The sequence below is a fragment of the Streptomyces ficellus genome, from assembly GCF_030406405.1.
GTDB classification, from domain to species: Bacteria; Actinomycetota; Actinomycetes; order Streptomycetales; family Streptomycetaceae; genus Streptomyces; species Streptomyces ficellus_B.
In genome coordinates, this window is the sequence record NZ_JAUEPL010000018.1 from 17,494 (window position 1) to 35,626 (window position 18,133).

Below are 18,133 nucleotides of genomic sequence, written 5' to 3' on the forward strand. Positions count from 1 at the left end.
GCCACGCAGGCGTACGAGTACCAGCGTGGCGCGGCCATCCGCGACACCAGCCGCTGATCCCCGGTCGCCACCAGGACTGGGCGTACACCAGCCAGGGCCACCAACGGCCACGGCGGCCCAACGGGCGGGCGGCAGCGGGGGTTTCGCGCTGGCGGTCGTCACGGCACCGGGACGCTGCACATGTGGAGTCTGTTGCTCAAAGTGACATATCGTATGCATATAGTGTTTGGCGTTTCGGTGCCATTGGGTCATTCTTCTCCGGTGACCGTTCTGCTCACCGGCGCGACCGGGTTCCTGGGTTCACGCCTCCTCCTCAGTCTCCTGACCACCCGCGAACGGGTGGTCGTCGTGCTGGGCCGGGGCGCCGACTTACGCGCGCGGGTGCTTGCGGCCCTGGAAGCGGCGGCGGGGCGCGGCATCGACGCACCGGCGCGAAGCCGGCTGCGCTGTGTGCGCGGTGACATCACGCAGCCCTGGCTGGGGCTCGCCCCGTCCGTCTACGGGCGGCTGGCGGAGGAGACCGGCGCCGTATGGCACTGCGCGGGGGACATCGCCCTCACCGGCGAGCGGGAACGTCTCTTCCGCGCGAATGTGCGGGGCACCGCGAACATCCTGGAACTGGCCGCGCTCACACCCCCGTACACCCCCCTCGTCCACATGAGCACCGTCGCGGTCGCGGGCGGACGCAGGACCGGGGTGGTCGCGGAGGACGACCTGAGCGACGCCCACGGCTTCGAGACCCACTACGACGCCTCCAAGTACCAGGCGGAGCTGCTGGTCAGGGACTGGGCGCGCCGGTTCGGCCGCACGGCCCTCGTCCTGCGGCCCAGCATCGTGGCCACCGGCGAGCCTCTCCCCGAGGGCGCGCCGGGGCATCCGCTCAAGGTACTGGGGGACATGATCGACGCCGTGGCCCACGGCGGGGCGCCGGGCATCCCCGCCGAGCGCCGGGCCGGTGACACGCTGCGGCTGCGCCTGCCGGTGCCGCCCGGCGCGACGTTCAACATCGTGCAGGACACCTACGCGACCCAGGCCATGCTGTGCGTCGCCCACGACAGCCGGTACGACCACGACAGCGGCGTACACACCTTCCACATCGTGCACCCCGTGAACACCACCATGAGCACGATCACCCGGGCGATCGAGGCCCGCTACCCCGGACTGCGCCTCGCATGCGTCGAGCGGTTGCCCGACCCCACCCCGGCCGAGCGGTTCATCGAGGCCCACCTCCCCGGCTTCCTGAGCTACTGCCACCACACCCGTGGCTACGACCGCTCCGCGACCCTCGCCCTCACCCGGCACCTCGCACCCCCGCCGCCCATCGACGGCGACTACCTCCGCGGCGCCCTGGGCTTTCGTGCCGCCGCCGGCCCCGTACCGGCGACCGGGATAGTGAGCGGCTGATCCGACGGCGCGCGTCCCTGCGCTTCCCTGCCCGACCGAGCACACACCATCGCGGAGAAACACCTTGTCGGCATCCCCCACCTCCCCGTCCTGCGAGCCCATCGCCGTCGTCGGAGCCGCCTGCCGCCTGCCCGGTGGCATCCACGGGCCGGAGGACCTGTGGGCGGTACTGCTCGTCGGTCGTGACGTGGTCACCGAGGTCCCGGCGGACCGGTTCCACACGGCCGACCTGGTCGACGGACGCAGGCCGCGGCCCGGTACGAGCTACACGGCGGCCGGCGGCTTCCTCGACGACATCACCGGATTCGACACCTCCTACTTCAGCGGCATCTCGCCGCGCGAAGCCTCCCGGATGGACCCCCAGCAACGGCTCCTGCTGGAGCTGGCGGCCGAGACCCTCGACGACGCGGGCATCGACCACGGCCTGGTCCGCGGCTCCGACACCGCCGTGTTCATCGGCTGCTCCAGCCGCGACTACGGCGAACTCCAGGCGTGTGCACCCCAGACCGGAAACGCCTACACGGTCACCGGCATGGCGGGCGCCATCGCGGCGAACCGTATCTCCCACTTCTTCGACTGGCACGGACAGAGCGTCACCGTGGACACCGCCTGCTCCTCGGCGCTCACCGCCGTGCACCAGGCGTGCGAGCACCTGCGGTCGGGGGCGTCGCGGGCCGCGCTCGCCGGCGGCGTCAACATCCTGATCAACCCGCAGGGCTACGCCGGGTTCTCCAGCGCCTCCATGCTGTCGCCCACCGGCCGGTGCCGCGCCTTCTCCGCGGACGCGGACGGCTTCGTCCGCGCCGAGGGAGGCGGCCTCGTCCTGCTCAAACGCCTGGCCGACGCCCGCGCCGACGGCGACCCCGTCCACGGGGTGATCCTCGCGAGCGGCACCAACAACGACGGCCGTACGCCCGGGCTGGCCCTGCCCAGCACCACGGCCCAGTACCGGCTGCTGCGGGAGGTGTACGCCCGCGCCGGGCTGACCCCCGACGACCTGGCGTACCTGGAGGCCCACGGGACCGGCACCCGCGCCGGTGACCCCGTCGAGTGCGAGGCCATCGGCCGGGCACTGGGCACCGGCCGTACCACCGGGGCGCTGCCCATCGGCTCCGTCAAGAGCAACATCGGGCACCTCGAAGCCGCCTCCGGAATCGCCGGACTGCTCAAGGCCCTGCTGGTGCTGCGGCACCGCAGGATCCCGGCCACCCTGCACGCCCAACCCCTCAACCCGGACATCGACTTCACCGGCTGGGGCATCAGGCCCGTGCTGCGTACGGAGGCGCTGGCGGGGACCGGCCGGCCGCTCGCCGGGGTGAACTCCTTCGGTTTCGGCGGTGCCAACGCCCACATCGTTCTCGCCGGTCCCCCCGACGACACCCCGAGCCGCCCCCCGCGCACCGGACCACTGCCGGTCGTGGTCTCCGCCCGCACGCCCGAAGCCCTCCGCGAGGCCGCCGGCCGCATGGCGCAGCGTCTCGAATTCGCCGACCCCCAGGAGTTCTACGACCTGTCCTGGACCGCCACCGTACGCAGGCGACGGCACGAGCACCGCGCCGCGGTCCTCGCTGACAGCCCCTCCGACGCCGCCGACGCCCTGCACGCCGTCGCCGGCGGCACGGAGCCGGACTCGGGCGTCGCGGCCGTCACCGGCCATCCGGGCAAGGTGGCGTTCGTGTTCTCCGGCAACGGCTCCCCATGGCCCGGCATGGGCGCCGACCTGCTGCGCGAGGAACCCGTCTTCCGGGCGGCCGTGGAGGAGGCCGACGCCGAACTGCGCCCCCGGCTCGGCTGGTCGGTCGTCGGGGAACTCACCGCCGACCAGCCGCGCCTGGCCCTCACCGAGGTCGCCCAGCCCCTGCTGTTCGCCGTCCAGGCGGGGCTGGTCCGGCTGCTCGCGGCGTACGGAGTCGAACCGGACGCGACGGTCGGTCACAGCGTCGGGGAGATCGCCGCCGCGTACGTCAGCGGCGCGCTCGACCTGCGGACGGCCTGTCATGTGGTGGCCGAACGCAGCCGCGCCCAGGCCCTCACCGCGGGCCGAGGCCGGATGGCGGCCGTGGGCCTGTCCCGCCGGGAGGCCGAGAAGGAACTCGCCGCCCACCAGGGCCGCCTGGAACTGGCCGGCGTCAACAGCGACACCGACGTCACCATCGCCGGACACCCGGCCGCCCTGGCGGACCTGGGACGCCGGCTCTTCCTGCGGGACGTCTTCTTCCGCGAGCTGGACCTCGACTACGCCTTCCACAGCACCGCGATGGACGGCATCGAACAGGACCTGCGCGCCGCGCTCACCCGTCTCGCGCCGCGCCCCCACCGCCGTACCTTCGCCTCCACCGTCACCGGCGGGCTCCTCGACGCGGAGCGGCTCGACGCCGACCACTGGTGGCGCAACGTACGCCAACCGGTCCTCTTCGCCGACGCCGTACGCGCCCTGGCCGACGAAGGGTGCACCCTCTTCGTCGAGATCGGCCCGCACGCCGTCCTCACCCCCTACCTGCGCCGCCTCCTGCCGGCCGGAGCCGTGGTGCCCACCTGCCGGCGCGGCCGCAGCGGCCCGCAGTCCGTACGCCGCGCGGTCGCGCACCTCGTGGCGGCCGGAACCGACGCGGTCACCGGCCGCTTCCCACGGCCCGGCCGGGTCGTGCCGCTGCCCGCGTACCCCTGGCAGCGGGAGCGGCACTGGAACGGCTCCCCCGACTGGTGGGCCCACCTGCCGCAGGACAAGACCCCCGTCCACCCCACCCTCGGCCGCCGGGCCCCCGTCGCCGGACCCGCCTGGCACCAGAGCGTCACCACCGGGCGCTTCCCCTGGCTGTACGACCACCAGGTCGACGGAGCGGTCGTCCTGCCCGGCACCGCCTACGCGGAAGCCGCCCTGGCCGCGGGCCGCCACACCTTCGCCGCACCCGCCGAAGTCACCGACCTCGACATCGTCCGCCCCCTCGTCCTGCCCCGCGACGACGAGACCGAGGAGGTGGTCCTGCAGACCTCCCTCTCGCCGGAGGACGGGATCGTGCACATCGCCTCCCGCACGGGCGACACCGCCCCATGGCGGACACACGCCCGCGGCCGGGCCCGCCGGCTGTTCGCCCCGGTGCCCGAGCCCCTCGACGTCGCCGCCGTCCGCTCCCGGCTGACCGGGCCGCGGATCGCGGCCGAACGCCACTACCAGCAGGCCGCCGAGGCCGGTCTCGGCTACGGCCCCCGCTTCCAGGTCCTCACCGAGCTGTACGTCGGCGAGGGGGAGGTGCTGGCGTCCTACACCGCCCCCGCCCCGCCCGGGGAAGGGCCCTACGAAGCGCACCCGGCCCTCCTCGACGGCGCCGTGCAGGCCGCGTCCCCCCTGCTGGCGGCCGCCTCCCGCGCCGGCCGCGTCTACCTGCCGACCGCGCTCGGCTCCGTACGCGTATGGGGACAGCCCGCCGAGAACGGGCTCGTCCATGTGCGCCTGCTCGACCTCGACGAGCGGCACGCCATCCTCGACATCACCCTCACCGACGACGACGGCACCGTCCGCGCCCGCATCGGCGGCTGCCGGCTGCGGGGCGTCGTCACCCGGCGGCAGCGCACGCCCCAGCAGCTGACCCCGGTCCTGCGCGCCGCGCCACGAACCGGCCGCCCGGCGGCGGACCCCGCGCCGCTGCCCGCTCCCGGCGCGCTCGCCGCCGCGACCGCCACCGCGCGGGCCGCCCTCGAAGAGGACCACGGCACCCGCTACGCCTCCTTCGCCCCCCGGCTCAAGCTCACCGTCGGCCACTGGGCCGCCCAGTCGTTCGCCGACCTGCTCCCGCACGCCGAGTCCTTCACCACCGAGGACCTCATCACGGCGGGCGTGCGGCGCAAGCACACCGCGTACCTGCGGCTGCTCGCCCACCTCGCCGAGGACGCGGGCCTGCTCCGGCGCGCGACCGCCACCGGGCACGAGCCGCCCGAGCGGTGGGTCCGCACCGGCACCCCGCGCCCGCTGGAGCTGACCCGCGCGTGCGTGGCACGGTTCCCCGAATGGATCTCCGCCATCGCCGTCTACAACCGGTGCGGCCTGCACCTGACGCAGGTCCTGCGCGGCGAGACGGACCCGACCGAGCTGCTGTTCTCCGAGGCCGACCGCCACCACGTCGAAGCCTTCTACACGGACACCCCCCAGGCACGGCTCCAAGGCCGGTACGCCCGCTGCCTCCTGGCGGCGGCGATCGAGTCGTGGCCCGCCGACCGGCCGCTGCGCGTGCTGGAAGTCGGCGCCGGCACCGGGGGCGTCACCGGCGCCCTGCTGCCCGTCCTCCCGGCAGCCGTCACCCGGTACGTCTACACCGACGTCTCCCCGGCGTTCTTCCCCCGCGCCCAGGCCCGCTTCGCGGCGCACGACTTCATCGAGTACCGCACACTCGACCTGGAGCGCGACCCGGCCGAACAGGGCCTGGACCACGGCGGCTTCGATGTCGTCGTGGCGGCCAACGTCCTGCACGCCACCAGCGACCTGCGGGCCACCCTGCGCCGCGTCGGAGCGCTCCTGGCCGACGGCGGACACCTCCTCGCGGTCGAGAGCCACGACGTGGAGATCCTCGGCCCGTGCTTCGGGCTCCTCGACGGCTTCTGGGCCTTCCGCGACACCGACCTGCGCAGCAGTCCGCTGCTGCCCCGGGAACGGTGGACGCCCCTGCTCAAGGAGTGCGGCTTCGACGACGTCGCCGACGTGAGCAGCTCCGTGGCGGAGTACCGGGACGACTACTCGGTCCTCGTCGCGCGCCGCCCCGCACCCGCACCCGCGCCCGCCCCCCTATCGGGCCGCCCGGCGCCCACCCTGCCCGGCGGCAGGTGGCACATCGTCACCGAGCGCCCCGGCAGCGCGCTCGGACAGGCGCTGGCATCCGCGCTGACCGGGGCGGGCGCCACCGAGGCCGTCACCACCAGCGCCGACGACGGTGCACCCCGCGGTCCACAGCCGGACGGTGTGGTCGTCCTCTGCGAAAGCGCCGACGCGGCCGGACCGCAGGAACTGACCGCCCGGGCCGTACGCCGGGCCGCGACCGTCAAGGCCGCGGCCGGCGCCTGCAAGGCAGCCGAGGGCGAGCCGGCACGACCCCTGTGGCTGGTCACCGGACCGACCGGCCTGTTCCCGGCGCCGGAGCGCACCGGCGCGCCGGAGGACGCCGCCGTGTGGGGCATCGGCCGCGTCCTGGCCAACGAACACCCGAGCCTACCCGTACGCCGCGTGTCCCTGCACCGGTCGGCGGACCCCGGGCGTGACGCCGCGCGGCTGGTGGCGGAACTGCTCGACCCGACCGGGGAGGACGAGATCGTCCTGACGGGCCGGGGCCGCTTCGTGCCCCGCCTGGCCGACTGCCCGCCCCGCACGGCGCGGGCCACCACCGACCGTCCGTACGCCCTGGAACTGCGCGACCCCGGGCTCGCGCCCCGCCCGGTGTGGGTCGCGGCCGAGCCGCCGACCCCGCGGCCCGGCGAGGTCGTCGTCGCCGTACGCGCGGCCGCGCTGAACTACCGTGACGTGATGCTGGCCGCCGGGCTGCTGCCGCCGGACGCCGAGCCCCCGGTGCCGGGCGGCCCCGCGCTGGGCCTGGAGTGCGCGGGCGACGTCGTCGCGGTGGGCCCGGGCGTGACCGGCCTCGCGGCCGGAGACCGGGTCTTCGCCTTCGGACACGGCACCCTCGCCTCCCACGTACGCGTACGCACCGAGCAGACCGGGCGCATGCCCGACGGCATGCGCTACAGCGAGGCGGCCACCCTGCCCGCGGTCCATCTGACGGTGCAGCACAGCCTGGAGACGCTGGCCCGCCTGGCACCCGGCGAGACCCTGCTGGTGCACGGCGGAGCCGGCGGGATCGGCCTGGCCGCCCTGCGCTGCGCCGAACGGCTCGGCGCCCATGTCATCGCCACGGCCGGCACCCCCGCCAAACGCGACCTGCTGCGCATGCTCGGCGCCCGGCACGTACTCGACTCACGCGGCCTGTCCTTCGCCGACCAGGTGAAGGAGCTGACGAACGGCCGCGGCGTCGATGTCGTCCTCAACTCCCTCGCCGGAGAGGCCATCGCGCGCGGCCTCGAATGCCTGCGCCCCGGCGGCCGTTTCGTGGAGCTCGGGAAGCGCGACATCTACGCCAACCAGCCGCTGCTGCTGCGCCCGTTCCGCAACAACCTCGCCTACTTCGGGGTGGACATCACCCGGCTGGTGACCGAGGCACCGCAGGAGGCGGCAGCAGCGTTCCAGCAGGTCTCCGAGCGGGTGGCCGCGGGCGTCCACCGCCCGCTGCCCCACCAGACCTACCCGGCCTCCCGCATCGAGGAAGCCCTCGCGAGCCTGCGGCACTCCCGGCACCTCGGGAAGGTCGTCGTCACCATGGACGGCACCGAGCCGGTACGGATCGAAGAGCCGGACGCCCCCCTGCGTCTCGATCCCCGGGCGACCTACCTCGTCACCGGCGGCCTCAGTGGCCTCGGCGCCGCCACCGCCCGCCACCTGGCCCGGCGCGGAGCGCGGTCCCTCGCCCTCCTCGGCCGCCGTGGCGCGGCGTCCCCCGAGGCCCCCGCACTGATCGCCGAACTCGGCCGGCAGGGCGTACACGCCGTGCCGCACGCCGTCGACGTGACCGACGCGGACGCGGTCCGGGCCGTCTTCGAGCGGGCGGAGGCCGAGGGGCGGCCCGTACGGGGAGTGGTGCACGCCGCCATGCACCTGGACGACACCCCGCTGGAGGAGCTGACGGCACAGCGGTTCGAGGCCGTCCACGCCGCCAAGGCCACCGGGGCGGCGGTGCTGGACGAGCTGACCCGCGACCGGCCGCTGGACTTCTTCGTCGTCCACTCCTCCCTCGCCGCCCACGTCGGCAACCTGCACCAGGCTCCGTACGCGGCCGCCAACCTCGTCCTGGAGTCGCTCGTACGGGCCCGCCGCGCGGCCGGCCTGCCCGGGCTCGCGCTCGCCTGGGGCGGCATCGGCCAGACCGGTTACGTGGCGCGGAGCTTCCTGTCGGACACCATCGAGCGGTCGGGCCTCGGCCTGATCAGCCCCGACGCCGCGTGCGCGGCGCTGGACCGCTTCCTGGGCCGCTCGGCGGAGTCGGCCGTCGTCGGCCTCGTGGACTGGCGGCGCCTGGCCCAGGTGCTGCCCAGCCTGCGAAGCCCCCGCTTCGAGCGGCAACGTGACGACACGGACGGCTCGACGGGGCCGGGCGGCGACGCGGAGGACTTCCGGCGGCGGCTGGCGGAGGCGGGCGGCGACGCCGAACGCCACGCCCTGATCGGCGACGCTCTCGCCGAACTCGCGGCGGCCGTCCTCCAGACCACGCCCGACCGCGTCGACCGAAAGGCCAACCTGGCGGACCTCGGGCTGGACTCCCTGATGGGTACGCAGCTGAAGGCGTCCCTGCACCGCGCCTTCGGCTGCGAGCTGCCCGTGATGGAACTGATGGCCGCGGGCAGCGTCAACGGCCTGACCGACCGCGTCGACCGCGCCCTGAGCCGCGCCACGAACCCCTGCGACAGCCCCGGGAAACAGGACGACCGATGACCCCGGACGCCGCCACCGCCGCCTGGACCTGAAGGTCCCCGCCGTCCCGGTGGCCCGCGCGGTACCCCACGGGACGCCGCACGCCTTCCGCGACCGCTTGCGGACGAGCGTGCGGTGCCTGTAGGAGAGGTGAGACCCGGCAGGCCGTGGTGCGGGCGGTGGTCAGGGGGCGGGCGGCGGAGGCGTCATGGCCCACCGGATCGTCCTGGTCATCGCGTGCCCGGTCAGCCGTACGAGGGTGTCCTCCACACCCGGCACGTGCGGCAGCCCCAGGGGTTCGCGCGCCCAGCCCGGGAGCGTGGACACCGCGTTCGCGGCGAGCACGGCGTACGGGGCGCGGGCGACCAGCGGCAGGGGCGGCCGCAGCAGGATGAAGCGCGCGGCCTCCCGGGCCTCGCGCGTGGCCCGCAGTTCCGGCCGGTACGCGGCCAGCCGCTCGGCCAGCTCGGCCTGGTCGCGCGGCGGTTCCGGCACGCCGAGCGCGGCCGCCACGCGCGCGGTGTCGGCGACGTAGGCGTCGTAACCCTCGTCGTCCAGGGGGCGCGCGCCGAAGAGCCGGTGGGCGCACAGGAAACTGTCGACCTCGGCGACATGCACCCAGCCGAGCAGGTGCGGATCGGCGGCGTGGTAGCTCTCTCCCTCGGCCGTGGTGCCCCGCACGCGGTCGTGCACCGCGCGCACGTGGTCGACCGCCCGCTGCGCGTCGTCGGCCATGCCGTAGGTCGTCACCGCGAGGAAGGTGCTGGTGCGCTGGAGCCGCCCCCAGGGGTCGCCGCGGTAGCCGGAATGAGCCGCCACGGCCGCCATGGCCAGCGGGTGCAGGGACTGGAGCAACAGCGCCCTCAGCCCGCCGATGAACATGGACGCGTCGCCGTGGACGGTACGGATGGGGCGGCCGGGAGGGAACCAGCGAGGCCCCGGTGTGCCGTGGATGCGGGCGCGGTTGACCGGGCCGGCGGGACCCGCCACGCGGGTGAACAGGCTGTGGCCGAGTCGCTCCCGCAACCGGGGGAGCCCTGGCGCGAGGTCCATGCGACCAGTATCCGCCGTCCGCGCCGCGTTCCTCCGGGTGTGGTCATTGCAGCGCGCGCACGGCCGCCGTGAAGACCAGCGGCATGCGGGCGGCCGCCGGAACGACCAGGCGGGCCGTCTCGCGACGGCAACCGACCCGGACCAGTGCCTCCGTCAGCAGCCGGTGCCGGCGCGACAGCCGCCGCCAGGCACGCTCGTACGCCTCCGGCCGCCCCGCCCGCAGGCACCCCACCGCCGCCTCGGCCGACGCCAGCGCGAGCGCGATGCCCTCGCCGGTGAGCGCGTCGACGTAACCCGCCGCGTCACCGACGAGCAGCACCCGGCCGGCCACCCGGCCGCGCACCCGCTGCCGCATGGGCCCGGCGCCGCGTACGGCGTTCACGGCCGTACCGTCACGGAGGCGGCCGGCCAGCTCGGGGAAGTGGTCCAGGCACGTGTCGTAGGCGCGTCGGGCGGTGCTCAGCACGGCCACCCCGACCAGGCCGTCGCCGACCGGGGTCACATACGCCTCGCCACCGCGCGACCAGTGCACTTCGACGAAGTCCGACCACGGCGCGATGCGGTAGTGCCGCCGCAGGCCGTAGCGCCGCGGCCGCGGACCGGGCAGGTCCAGGCCGAGCGCGCGGCGGACGGGGGAGTGCAGGCCGTCCGCGGCGACGAGCCACCGGGCCCGCAGCCCCGCCGCGCTCACCGCGTCCGGCCCCTGCGACACTTCACCGACCCGGCCGGGCAGCACCTGAACGCCGAGTTCCGCGGCGCGCCGGGCCAGTGCCGCGCTCAGTTCCGTGCGGCGTACGCCCAGGCCGGTGGCGTCACGGAAGTCGGCCTGCGCGCGGTGCCGGCCGTCCACGTACCGGATGCCGCGCAGCCGGTGGCCGGGCGGGTCCACGCCCAGCGCGCGCAGGGACCGCACGCCGCCCGGCATGACCCCCTCGCCGCACGCCTTGTCCACCGGGCCGGGGCGCGGCTCGATCACCACCGCTTCCATCCCGGCCAGCGCGGCGTGGATCGCCGTGGCCAGGCCGGCGGGCCCGCCGCCCGCCACGAGCAGGTCGATCACCCCGCCCCGCCCCCGGCCGCCGCCCGCACCGGAGCGGCCGCACCACCCGCCCCCAGCGCCGCGTCCTCGCAGCGGACGCGTACGGTGAGCAGCGCGGCGTTGAACACCGTGAAGAGCGTGGCGGTCAGCCAGGCCCCGTGGACCAGGGGCAGCGCGACGCCCTCCGCCACCACCGCCACGTAATTCGGGTGGCGCAGCCACCGGTACGGCCCGGCCGACACCAGCGGCAGTCCCGGCACCACGAGGACGCGGGTGTTCCAGCGCGGCCCCAGCGTCCGTACGCACCACCACCGCAGGCCCTGCGCCGCGACGACGACCGCCAGCATGGTCCAGCCGAGACCGGGGTGGAACGGCCGTCGCGCCGCCCACACCTCGGCCAGACAGCCGACGAGGAGCGCCGTGTGCAGGGTCACCATCGCGGGGTAGTGCCGCCGGCCGAACTCGACGGCACCACGAGCCAGGCTCCAGCGCGCGTGGCGACGGGCGACCACGAGTTCGGCGACGCGCTCCGCGCCGACCGCCAGCACCAGCACCGTGTACCAGATCACCAGGCTCAGCTCCCTACCAGCGCACCAGGACGAGTTCGGTGCAGAAACCCGGCCCCATGGCGAGCAGCAGACCGGGGGTGCCCGAAGGCGGCTTGCGCCCCGCCGTCAGCGTGTCGCGCAGGACGTGCAGGACGGACGCCGACGACAGGTTGCCCGTCTCGGCGAGCGAGCGCCGGCTGACGTCGAGGGCGTCGTCCGGCAGGTCGAGCGCCTCCTCGACCGCGTCGAGGACTTTGGGCCCGCCGGCGTGGCTCACCCAGGCCGTCACATCGCGCCGGTCGAGTCCGTGGTCGGACAGGAAGCCGTCGACGTCGGCGGCGAGGTTCTTGCGCACCACGTCCGGGACCGCGGGATCGAGGACGACGCGGAAGCCGGAAGCGGTGATGTCCCAGCCCAGCAACCGCTCGGTGTCCGGATACAGATGGCTGCGGCTCGCCACCACGGTCGGTCCGGTGGCGCCCGCCGCCGTATGCCTGCGGGCGCCGCAGGCGACGACGGCGGCGGCTCCGTCGCCGAAGAGGGCCGTCGCGATCAGGTTGGCCGCGGAGGTGTCGGCCCGCTGGAAGGTCAGGGAGCACAGTTCGACGGAGAGCAGCACGGCCACGTGGTCCGGCCGCCCCAGCAGGTAGTCGTGCAGACGGGCGATCCCGGCCGCCCCGGCGACGCACCCCAGCCCGAAGACCGGCAGGCGTCTGACGTCCGGCCGCAGACCCAGCCGCCCGGCGAGCCGGGCGTCCACGGAGGGTGCGGCGATGCCGGTCACGGAGGTGAACATCAGCAGGTCCACGTCGCGCGCGGAGAGCCCCGCCGCACACAGCGCGCCGGTGATCGCCTCGGCACCGAGGTCCACGGCTGTGGCGATGAAGACGTCGTTGACCGCGCCGAAGTCGTCCAGGCCGCCGTACCGGTCCAGCGGCAGCGCCGTATGGCGTGAGCGCACCGCCGCGCTGTGGTGCAGGCGGTCGAGGACGCGCCGGTCGGCGCCGGCGGGCAGGCAGTCGCGGGCCACCATGTCGGTGATCTCGCGCTGGGCGTGCCGGTGCGGCGCCAGGACTCCGTGGACGGCTGCGATCCGGGTCATCAGGGCTCCATGTCTGGGGCATCGTGCCCCCATGTGTGCCCTCCCGCCGCGCGGTCGTACCGGTTGTCCGCCCGTTGATCGCCCGTTGAGCGCCTACGATCGGCGCGTGGACGGGACGCGCGATGGGGTACGCCTCCGGGGGCTGCCGGCAGGGCTGGTGATGGCCTGTCACCCCGGCCCGGCGGTGGCCGTCACGCTGCTGATGACGGCGCTGGCGGCGTCGGCCGGGCAGGACGGGCGCGGCTGTCTGCTGGTCGGCGCGGCGGTGCTGTCGGGTCAGCTGTCGGTGGGCTGGTGCAATGACGCCGTCGACGCCCGGCGCGACCGGGCGGCCGACCGGTACGGCAAACCGGTGGTGTCCGGCGCGGTCGGCGCCACGACCGTATGGGCGGCGAGCCTCGTGGCGCTGGTGCTCAGCGTGCCGCTGTCCCTGGCCTGCGGCGCACTCGCCGGAGGCGTGCATCTCCTCGGGATCGGCGCCGCGTGGGCGTACAACCTGGGGCTGAAGGCCACGGCACTGTCCTGGCTTCCGTACGCGGTGGGGTTCGCGGCCCTGCCCGCGTTCGTCGCGCTCGGCCTGCCGGGCAGCCCGTGGCCGGCCTGGTGGGTCGTGGTGTCCGGCGCGCTGCTGGGCGTGGGCGCGCATCTGGGCAACGTCCTGCCGGACATCCGGTCCGACCTGGTCACGGGCGTGCGCGGCTGGCCGCAGCGGCTCGGCCCGGCACGGACGCGGCTGCTGATGCCGCTCCCGCTGGTCGCGGCGTCCGCGCTCCTGGTCCTCGGCGGGCCCGGCCACCGCGGCCCCGTCGGCTGGGCCGCGCTGTCGGTGGCCGCGCTGACGGCCGTGGCCGGCGCGGCCCTCGGCCGCCACCGCACGGAGGCCCCGTTCGCCGCCTCGGTGGCCGTGGCCGGCATCGACGTGGCTCTCCTGGTCTGGCGCGGCGCCGCGCTGACGTAACCGCGAAACGGCTCGGCCCCGCCCGGCGTCTCAGCCGACGAAGGACTTGACCTGGCTGTAGACGGTGGCGTCGGTGCGCAGGTCGCTGTGGCTCAGGCAGGCCGTCCGGGTGTTGGTGGCGCCGGACAGGGCCACGCTGCTGTCGGGGTTGATGACGCTGTCGCAGGGCGACCACCATGTGGCGTACCTCGATACGCCGGGGGTCTCGTCGCCGGAGTTGAGGGCGGTCAGGAAGCTGGAGCCGGGGCGCATCTCCGTACAGGACGCGCCGCCGCAGAAGTACGCGGTGTCGGTGCCGTGGTTGGGCCCGCCGAGGGACACCCAGGCGTCCACCTTGCTGTCACCGCCGAGGTTCTTCGTGTAGTAGCGCGAGGAGAGGCCGCCCATGGAGTGGGTGACGACGTCCACCTTGGTCGCGCCGGTGGCCGCGAGGACGCGGTTGATCTCCTGGGCGAGCTGGGAGGCGGTGGTGGCGTTGGACTGGCCGGTGTTGTACGTCCATGTGTCGAGGTGACTGGCGGGCCAGCCATCGGCGGCGAACCGGGCGGCCATGGTGTCCCAGGCGGATCCGCTGGAGTTCCAGCCGTGGACGAACACGATCGGGTGGGGGGCGGCCGCGGCCGGCTGGGCGCCGGCCACCGGCGCCTGGACCGTGAGGGTGGCGAGAGCTCCGGCGGCGAGGGTGCCGACGGTGCGGTATGGAATGCGCATGACAAGTCTCCAGATCGTGGGGGATGCCGGGACGGCTCGTCGGCACGGACAGCGGACACGCCCCGTCGACGGGAGGCCGGGTGCGGCCTTCGGGGCGTGGAGGAGTGGCGCGTCGGAAGGGGAAACGCGTACGGATGCTGGTTGCGGCTGGTCTGAGAATTCGATGCCCGCGCGCAGCAGTTGGAAAACGCTTTCGCGGAAGCCGGGCAAGCGTCGGCGCCAACCAGCGGGCCACAAGCCACGGTTGGGGCCAAGTCGTCCGGAGCGACGCCGCACCCGCCTGTGCGCGGCCGTCAACAGGCCTGCCGCCGGGCCTGTTTTGAGACGTCAGCGAGGTGCCTGCCCTGGTCCGCCGCACGAGCCCACCGGCGCGCATGCCGCCCTCGCCCGGGAGGGGCGCGGTGCCCGCGCGCACGCCCGTTCGCCCCGCGGGCGACCCGCGTGGCGGCCCCCAGGTGTGCCCGGCCGGCGTTTCCGGCGCACCCTGGAGGTATGGCCCGAGCAAACGAGGAGGTCGAAGCGCTGCTCCAGGAGTACGCCGACCTCATCGCGATCACCGGGGGCGACGCCTTCAAGGCGCGCGCCTACGAGAAGGCCGCCCGTGCCATCGGCGGCTACCACGCCGACATCTCCACGCTCGACGCCAAGGGCCTCAGGGAGATCCCCAACGTCGGCAAGTCGATCGCCGACAAGGTCATCGAGTACCTGCGCTCCGGCCGGGTCTCCACGGTCGAGGAGACCCGGGCGACGATCCCCGCCGGGGTCCGCGAGCTGATCACCATCCCCACCCTCGGGCCCAAGAAGGCCATGGTCCTCCATGAGGAGCTGGGCATCACCTCCGTGGACCAGTTGCTCGACGCCATCCACCAGCAGCAGCTCCGCGACCTCAAGGGCTTCGGCGAGAAGACCGAGGCGAACATCCTCCACGGCATCGCGCTCATGCAGAAGGCGGGCGGCGGCCGGATCCTCATCAACGCCGCCATGGACGTCGCCGAGCAGATCGTCGCCGAGCTGTCCCGGATCCCGGGCTGCGAGCGGTGCGCCTACGCCGGGTCGCTGCGCCGTATGCGGGAGACCATCGGGGACATCGACGTCCTGGTGGCCGCCGAGCGGTCGGCGCCGTTCATGGAGGCGCTCGGCGGCCTTCCGGCCACGGCCGAGGTCATCGCGGGGGGCGAGAAGAAGATGTCCATCCGTACCACCAAGGGCCTCCAGGTGGACCTACGGGTCCTTCCGCCGTCCTCCTGGGGTGCGGGGCTGCAGTACTTCACCGGATCCAAGGCGCACAACATCCGCACCCGCGAGATCGCCGTGCGGCACAAGCTCAAACTCTCCGAGTACGGACTGTTCGACGCCGAGAGCGGCGACGTGATCACCTCGGAGACCGAGGAGGAGATCTACGCCCGGCTCGGCCTGCCCTGGATCCCGCCACCGCTGCGCGAGGACCGGGGCGAGATCGCGGCCGGACTGCGGGACGAACTCCCCGACCTCGTCACCGACGGCGACATCAAGGGCGACCTGCACACCCACACCGACCTCACCGACGGCCTCGCCCCACTGGAGGACATGGTCGCCGCCGCGGCCGCCCGTGGCTACGCGTACTACGCCATCACCGACCACGCGCCCAACCTCTTCATGCAGCGCATGACCGAGGAGAAGATCCTGGCGCAGCGCGAGCGCGTACGCGGACTCGACCGCAGGCATCACGGGATGAGACTGCTGCACGGCACGGAACTCAACATCGGCCCGGACGGGGACGTCGACTGGCCCGAGGAGTTCCTCAACGGGTTCGACCTGTGCGTGGCATCCGTCCATTCGTACTTCAACCAGAGCCGGCAGGACCTGACCCGCCGGCTCGTCCGTGCCTGTGAGCACCCGAACGTCACGGTGATCGGGCATCCGACCACCCGCCTGATCGGCAAACGGCCGGGCGTGGAGGCCGACTTCGACGCGGTCTTCGAGGCCTGCGCGAGAACGGGCACCGCACTGGAGGTCAACTCCCATCCGGAGCGGCTCGACCTGCGCGACGAGGACATCCTGCGCGCGAAACGGTACGGCGTGAAGTTCGCGGTCAACTCCGATGCGCACGCCATCACTCATCTGCCGTATATGCGGTACGGAGTCGGAACGGCCCAGCGCGGCTGGCTGACGAAGGACGACGTCATCAACACCTGGCCGCTGGCGAAGCTGCGCCGCTTCCTGCGCAAGGGCAGGCCCTGAGCAACGGTCCGGCCGCTGCGGGCGGGTTCGGGGGTCTACGCCACGACTCCGTCGATCTGGAACGTCTGCACGGACGCCGCCGCGAAGGGCACGCTCAGCCGCTTGCCGTTCAGACGCGTGTCCGTGTGCTCCGCGTACAGGTCTCCGCCGCCGGAAGTGTGCGTGTTCCAGCGCCGTACGAGCCCGCCGGTGCCGCCGCTCACCTGGGTGAACCGGGACAGGTCGAAGGTCAGGGTCTGTGCGGCCCCGGTGTTGACCGCCACGAGGACCAGCCGCTTCCCCGCCGCGTCGTAGGCCGCGGTCGCGTATCCCACGCCGGTGTCCAGGATGGTCATCCCCGGGCGGATGTGCCGGCTGAACTGGGCCATCACGTAGAACTTGGTCTGCACGGCGCCCGGCTTCAGGGTGGCGGCGTCGTAGTGGATCAGCGCCCAGCCCGCGGAGGGGTCCATCACCTGCCAGTAGCACCAGGCGGTGGGATGCAGCCAGCGCAGGTCCAGGCAGAGGTTGGACGCCATGGTCAGGCCGGTGCCGTCCCTGTCGCCGTACTCCGAGTTCCACAGCCGCTTGCGCGCCGTGGTGACGACGTCCGTATGGAGCAGGTCGCGCCGCCCGCCGGAGCCCTGGTAGCCGTGCACGTTCACCTGGTCCACCAGTGCCTTGGTCGACGTGCCGAAGGAGTTCCACGTGGTGCGGGCGAGGTCGTAGCTGGTTTCGTCGGACGCGGAGACCAGGGTGCCGGTCAGGCCGCGCTTGTCGAGTTCGGTGCGCAGGTGCGGCAGTACGGCGGCCTGGACGGAGGCGTCCATGTGACAGCCCTCCTGTGTGCCGGTCGCCGTCCACCAGCTGGACGCCGGTTCGTTGAAGGGCTCCACGGAGGCGAAGTTCACACCCCACCTGTTCTTCGCGTGCAGCGCCACCGTGGCCAGGTGGGCGGCGTGCCGCTGGTGGTTCCAGGGCTGGAGGTTGTTGCCGCCGTCGCCCGCGCCGGACGGATTGTGGTTGAGGCACATCCACCACATCGGCGAGTTCGCGAACAGCTCGGTGACCGCGCCCCGCTGGACCGCCTTGACCAGCGCGGCGCGCTGTGCGGCGTCCGCCGACCAGTTCCAGGCGGAGGAGGCGGGGTCCTCGTTGCGCCAGTCCTGCCAGAAGCCCTCGATCTGCTTGAAGCGGGGGATGTTGGGGGAGGCGACCATGCGCGCCCCGTCCACGCTGTTCCAGCCGCACGCGCCGAGGTTGTACCGGGCGATGTTCAGGCCGAGGCCGGGCAGCGTCCTGCCGTTGTAGGCGACCGGCTTGGTGGTGAAGAAGGCGTCGGCGAAGTCGTCGCGGTCCCCGAACACAGTGGCCCACCAGGCGAGCGAGGTGCCCCAGCCCTCCCATCGTCCGTAGGTGGCGCGCGGGTCGACCGCGATGGTCGCATCGGCCCGGGCGGAACCCGCCGTCAGCGCGCTGCCCAGTAGCGTGCCGCCGGCGGCGGTCAGTAAGGTCCTGCGCCTCATGGGAAACTCCTGTCGCGTCCATGCCATGTCGCCCCATTGCCCATGAAGGATGGGGTCGGGCCCGGGGGCTTGTCGAGAGGTGTGACAGC

At 74.0% G+C, this 18,133-nt stretch carries 10 protein-coding genes; 4 read left to right on the forward strand and 6 right to left on the reverse strand.

The window, feature by feature from the left end:
• Window positions 1-261: 261 nt before the first annotated feature.
• Both QWM81_RS14160 and QWM81_RS14165 read left to right on the forward strand, forming a co-directional pair.
• Window positions 262-1,404, forward strand: coding sequence for an SDR family oxidoreductase (locus QWM81_RS14160; protein WP_290112250.1), 1,143 nt, complete (start codon window positions 262-264; stop codon window positions 1,402-1,404).
• A 64-nt stretch (window positions 1,405-1,468) separates the two neighbouring features.
• Window positions 1,469-8,929, forward strand: coding sequence for a type I polyketide synthase (locus QWM81_RS14165; protein ID WP_290112252.1), 7,461 nt, complete (start codon window positions 1,469-1,471; stop codon window positions 8,927-8,929).
• A 162-nt stretch (window positions 8,930-9,091) separates the two neighbouring features.
• On the opposite strand, the gene QWM81_RS14170 is transcribed toward QWM81_RS14165, so the two are convergent.
• From QWM81_RS14170 to QWM81_RS14185, 4 genes are read right to left on the reverse strand one after another with little or no spacing between them, the layout of a single operon-like run.
• Window positions 9,092-9,961 (reverse strand): oxygenase MpaB family protein, encoded by an 870-nt coding sequence (locus QWM81_RS14170; protein WP_290112253.1) that lies wholly within the window; start codon window positions 9,959-9,961, stop codon window positions 9,092-9,094.
• A gap of 43 nt (window positions 9,962-10,004) precedes the next feature.
• Window positions 10,005-11,021, reverse strand: coding sequence for an NAD(P)/FAD-dependent oxidoreductase (locus QWM81_RS14175; RefSeq protein ID WP_290112254.1), 1,017 nt, complete (start codon window positions 11,019-11,021; stop codon window positions 10,005-10,007).
• The gene (locus QWM81_RS14180) at window positions 11,018-11,569 is read right to left on the reverse strand and encodes an isoprenylcysteine carboxyl methyltransferase family protein (RefSeq protein WP_290112255.1); all 552 of its coding nucleotides are present in this window, start codon (window positions 11,567-11,569) and stop codon (window positions 11,018-11,020) included. Before QWM81_RS14180 ends, QWM81_RS14175 begins: the two co-directional genes overlap by 4 nt.
• Before the next feature lie 13 nt (window positions 11,570-11,582).
• Window positions 11,583-12,650, reverse strand: a complete 1,068-nt coding sequence (locus tag QWM81_RS14185) for a type III polyketide synthase (protein ID WP_290112256.1) — start codon at window positions 12,648-12,650, stop codon at window positions 11,583-11,585.
• A 106-nt stretch (window positions 12,651-12,756) separates the two neighbouring features.
• Here QWM81_RS14185 and QWM81_RS14190 point away from each other — a divergent pair, with 106 nt between their 5' ends.
• On the forward strand, window positions 12,757-13,608 hold the full coding sequence (locus tag QWM81_RS14190) for a UbiA family prenyltransferase (RefSeq protein ID WP_435372366.1): 852 nt from the start codon (window positions 12,757-12,759) through the stop codon (window positions 13,606-13,608).
• A 30-nt stretch (window positions 13,609-13,638) separates the two neighbouring features.
• On the opposite strand, the gene QWM81_RS14195 is transcribed toward QWM81_RS14190, so the two are convergent.
• Window positions 13,639-14,319, reverse strand: coding sequence for an esterase/lipase family protein (locus QWM81_RS14195; protein ID WP_290112257.1), 681 nt, complete (start codon window positions 14,317-14,319; stop codon window positions 13,639-13,641).
• Between the two features lie 492 nt (window positions 14,320-14,811).
• On the opposite strand from QWM81_RS14195, the gene polX reads away from it, so the two are divergent.
• Complete coding sequence (gene polX / locus QWM81_RS14200; protein ID WP_290112259.1) at window positions 14,812-16,539, forward strand: DNA polymerase/3'-5' exonuclease PolX; 1,728 nt, start codon at window positions 14,812-14,814, stop codon at window positions 16,537-16,539.
• A gap of 35 nt (window positions 16,540-16,574) precedes the next feature.
• Here polX and QWM81_RS14205 read toward each other — a convergent pair whose 3' ends face one another.
• Window positions 16,575-18,044 carry a glycoside hydrolase gene (locus QWM81_RS14205; protein WP_290112261.1) on the reverse strand — a complete coding sequence of 490 codons (1,470 nt, stop codon included), beginning with the start codon at window positions 18,042-18,044 and terminating at the stop codon, window positions 16,575-16,577.
• Window positions 18,045-18,133 lie beyond the last annotated feature (89 nt).